Genomic DNA, 4,117 nt, shown 5'->3' on the forward strand with positions numbered 1-4,117 from the left:
ATTAAAAATGTTCAATAATTTCAACAATAATGTTTGTAGTGTGCTGTCTTTGTGTGACTAAAAAACTTAATAAAATCAGTTTATTTAATCATTATCTTTGTCATTTCATGACAAAGTCGGCTGTGTGTTGAGTTGTTGTTCAAGTTGGTGCATCACCCGATACGTGGGCAATACCTTGGCCACACTGGCACGGGGTTCACGTCCTTCACGGATAGAAGCAATGAATTCTCGATCCTGCAACTCGATCCCGTTCATGGAAACATCCACCTGTGAAACATCAACTGCTTCATCCCTGGCCGTGACCAGATCATCATAGCAAGCGATGTAGGTACCGTTGTTACAGATGTAGCGGAAGAACGTTCCTAGTGGACCATCGTTGTTGAAACTGAGAGACAATGTGCAGACTGAACCTGATTCAGAAAGCAACTGGATCGACATGTCCATGGCAATGCCCAATTCTGGATGCATCGGTCCCTGAACCGCATTGGCCCTAACAACCTCCTCTCCTGTTTGGAATTGAAAGAGATCGATCGTGTGAGCCGCATGATGCCAGAGTAAGTGATCCGTCCAGGTTCTCGGTTCTCCAGCTGCGTTGATGTTCTTGCGTCGAAAAAAGTAGGTCTGCGCATCCAGTTGCTGGATCTTCAACTCACCAGCCTGAATTTTCTTGTAAATCCACTGATGCGATGGATTGAAACGGCGGGTGTGACCAACCATACAAACCAAGCCTGTTTCTTGCTGGAGATCCATCACAGCTTGAGCATCCGACCAGTTATCGGCCAAGGGAATCTCGACCTCCACATGCATACCAGCTTTCAGACACTGCATCGCCTGAACAGCATGAATTGGGGTAGGGGTGGCCAGGATCGCAGCCTCAACTCCTGGAAGGGCCAGCGCCTGATCTAAATCTGTCATCACATGAGGAATTCCATACTGCGCTGCAACAGCTTGTGTTGGCTCCAAAGGTTGTCCTACCAGCGCAACGACCTCAACTCCCTCGATATTCTTGAGGCCATCCAGGTGTTTTTTGCCAAAAGCACCTGGTCCCACCAAAATGATTTTCATTCGTTATCTCCAGTTCAACAACATGCCCTCAAGTCTGGACAATTATTCGAGTAATTTTTCAGAATTCATCGTTACTCAGCAAACAACTCCAGTAAGCAACTGATCACTTTCTTTTGGACAGATGCTTCCAGAATCCCCATTTTTTCTAGCAAACGATCCTTATCTACCACACGCATCTGATCCAAGAGAATCAGCGCCTGTTTCCCATCAAATTCATAGGAGATGCGCGAAGGGAATTCAAAACCTTGAGAAGTCATTGGGGCAACGATGATGGTCTTCAGAGCGGCTAATTCATCAGGGGAGATAATCACACATGGGCGTGTCTTTCGGATTTCCGAACCTTTGGTAGGCTCCAGATTCACCCACCAGACCTCAAAACGGTGAATTGTCTTCACCATTCCCAATCATTCTCTTCGGTCAGTTTCGCACCCAACCAATCATGATCTAACTTCTCCGACTGCCCGTTTTTTTCCAGAGACAATCGAATCTTTTCTGGCCAGTCCTGTCGCGGTCTCTTAGTAGGTCGGATGAGTAGCCCCTCGCTGGTCACTTCCAGAGATAATTCTCGATTTTCCAACTGAGCCTGCTCAATCAGCAGCTTAGGGATTCGAACTCCCTGCGAGTTACCAATCTTGATCAAACCAGCCATGTGTTTCTCCAGAATTTTTGTAATTACAAAATAACTACAAAAAAGCCACTGTCAATGCTTTGTAAACCTGTTACTCAAGTTACGGACTCAGCGACCATTCTCCAGAATCAAGTGTCCCACCGCAGTGTTGGAAGCTGGCACATGATAGAAGCGATGACGCACAGTTGGCTTGGAACCACTGGCAACATCACTCATTGCTCCCCGTGCAATCAACCACATCACCAACTCAATCCCCTCACTACCCGCTTCCCGAACATATTCGATGTGTGGAATCGCAGCGGCGGCTTCCGGATCATCGATCAACTTGTCCAAAAACTTGCTGTCCCATTGCTTATTGATCAGCCCTGCACGTGGTCCCTGCAACTGGTGGGTCATGCCGCCCGTGCCCCAAATCTGGACATTCAGATCTTCGTCATACTCATCCAATGCTCGACGAATCGCTTGCCCCAATTGAAAACAACGCTGTCCTCTTGGTACGGGGTACTGAACCACGTTGACCGCAAAGGGAATCACAGGGCAGGGCCAGGCTGTTGGTTGGCCACACATCAACGAGAGAGGAACCGTCAAGCCATGATCCACGTCCATCTCGTTGACAATCGTCAGATCAAAGTCCTGTAGAATGACGGACTGGGCGATATGAGAAGCTAACTCTGGATGCCCCTGAACCATTGGCACAGGCCGAGGTCCCCAGCCTTCATCGGCAGGTCGAAACTCAGCAGCCGTACCAATCGCAAAAGTCGGAATCATCTGTAGACTGAAAGCCGTCGCATGGTCGTTGTAGACCAAGATGATTACATCTGGCTTGGCTTCCTGCATCCACTGCTTGGAAAATTCATATCCAGCAAAGAGCGGTTGCCAATACGGTTCCTGGGTCCTGCCCTGATCCAAGGCAGCACCAATTGCAGGGACATGCGAAGTATAGACGGAAGCGGAAATATAGGCCATGTCACATCTCCTTGGCTTGGGCATGATGAGAATACCCCTGGGGCTGACGATGAGCTTGGGCGTCACCGTCTTCGCCGAGATAACGGTTACCCTCGGGAGAACGGCCCCCCTTGATCATCATCTCTCGATACTCCTCTTCGGTCATGCCGGTCATACTACCAGCCATCTGTTGGAAACTCTTGCCATCCGTGGCACCAATCTTGGCCAGAAAATAGATATTCCCACCAGTACGAATGCACCAGTTGAGGTCACGGGCCAGAACGGCCTGTTTCTGTTCTTCGGTCATTGGCCATTCATCCAGGTAGGCTCGCTCATCCGCCTTAAAGCGTTCCCGGTTCGCTGCCTTCATCAGCGACATGCAAAACTGGTTGAGATGGTAGCCCTTGCGAGCCTGCTCTGCATCGAAAATGATAGTTCCAGGAATATCGAGATATGGTTTGTCGAGTGCCATTTTCCTCTTTAGTCGGCCCAATACAGGCGCATGGGGTTGTTGATCAACAGTTTGTGCTGGAGCTCTGCCGTTGGGGCAATATGAGGAATCACATCGACCAGATGTCCATCATCCGGCATATGTGATTTCATGTTCGGATGAGGCCAGTCGGTTCCCCACAAAACGCGATCTGGGAAGGTTTCCACAACCTTTCTCGCAAAGGGAATCACGTCGGAGTAGCACGGTGGCCCCTGCTGAGAGAGTCGCTCCGGACAGCTGACCTTTGACCAGAAATTTGGATGTTCCTCCAACAGCTTCAAAAACAACCCAAACTCCGGACCATCCACTGATTTACCTACATCTGGTCGTCCCATATGATCGACCACCACAGTGGTCAGTAAAGAAGTGAAAAAATCGAACAACTCAGGAAGCTCGGCAGCCTCAAAGTAGATCACAATGTGCCAGCCCAGAGGCTGAATCTTCCCAGCAATCTCACCAAGGGCCTCAAAGGGCAGGGCATCCACCAGACGTTTGACAAAGTTAAAGCGCACCCCGCGCACCCCTGCGTCATGCAGTTCCTGGAGTTCTTGCTCTGTAATGGTACGTTTGACAGTGGCAACCCCCCGGGCCATGCCTTCCGAGTGAAGCAGCGCATCGACCAGCGCACGGTTGTCCGCTCCATGGCAAGTAGCCTGAACAATCACGTTTCGGCTAAAACCCAAAAAACCCCGCAGTTGCCAGAGTTGATCCTTGGAAGCATCACAAGGGGTGTACTTGCGCTCCGGAGCAAAGGGGAACTGATCTCCCGGGCCAAAGACATGGCAGTGTGCGTCCACAGCTCCGGCAAGTGCCTGGAATTTTGGTTTGGATGGGTTCTGATGCCAGTGCAACCAATCCGCATCCATCGTGAAGGCACTCATCGTCCCAACTCCTGCAACCGAGCGTCAAGTTGTGGATACACCCGTCGAGCATTGCCTTCGAAGACTTTTTGTCGATCAACTTCCGATAGATTCAACGCATCCACATAG

At 50.0% G+C, this 4,117-nt stretch carries 7 protein-coding genes; all 7 read right to left on the reverse strand.

Annotated elements, in window-relative coordinates; genetic code table 11:
• Positions 1–105: 105 nt before the first annotated feature.
• The gene (locus P8O70_10410; GenBank protein MDG2197284.1) at positions 106–1,065 is read right to left on the reverse strand and encodes a Gfo/Idh/MocA family oxidoreductase; all 960 of its coding nucleotides are present in this window, start codon (positions 1,063–1,065) and stop codon (positions 106–108) included.
• Positions 1,066–1,136: 71 nt separating this feature from the next.
• On the reverse strand, positions 1,137–1,463 hold the full coding sequence (locus P8O70_10415; GenBank protein ID MDG2197285.1) for a type II toxin-antitoxin system PemK/MazF family toxin: 327 nt from the start codon (positions 1,461–1,463) through the stop codon (positions 1,137–1,139).
• Positions 1,457–1,714: an AbrB/MazE/SpoVT family DNA-binding domain-containing protein gene (locus P8O70_10420; protein ID MDG2197286.1), complete on the reverse strand. Its 258-nt coding sequence runs from the start codon at positions 1,712–1,714 to the stop codon at positions 1,457–1,459. The genes P8O70_10415 and P8O70_10420 overlap by 7 nt, the downstream gene beginning before the upstream one ends.
• Positions 1,715–1,801: 87 nt before the next feature.
• Positions 1,802–2,659, reverse strand: coding sequence for a class III extradiol dioxygenase subunit beta (locus tag P8O70_10425; protein MDG2197287.1), 858 nt, complete (start codon positions 2,657–2,659; stop codon positions 1,802–1,804).
• Between the two features lies 1 nt (position 2,660).
• On the reverse strand, positions 2,661–3,110 hold the full coding sequence (gene ligA / locus P8O70_10430) for a protocatechuate 4,5-dioxygenase subunit alpha (protein MDG2197288.1): 450 nt from the start codon (positions 3,108–3,110) through the stop codon (positions 2,661–2,663).
• Positions 3,111–3,118: 8 nt separating this feature from the next.
• Complete coding sequence (locus tag P8O70_10435) at positions 3,119–4,009, reverse strand: amidohydrolase family protein (protein MDG2197289.1); 891 nt, start codon at positions 4,007–4,009, stop codon at positions 3,119–3,121.
• Positions 4,006–4,117 (reverse strand): amidohydrolase (locus tag P8O70_10440; GenBank protein MDG2197290.1); only part of this gene is annotated, 112 nt, incomplete at its 5' end. The genes P8O70_10435 and P8O70_10440, both read right to left, overlap by 4 nt.

The sequence above is a fragment of the SAR324 cluster bacterium genome, assembly GCA_029245725.1.
Taxonomy (GTDB): Bacteria; SAR324; SAR324; order SAR324; family NAC60-12; genus JCVI-SCAAA005.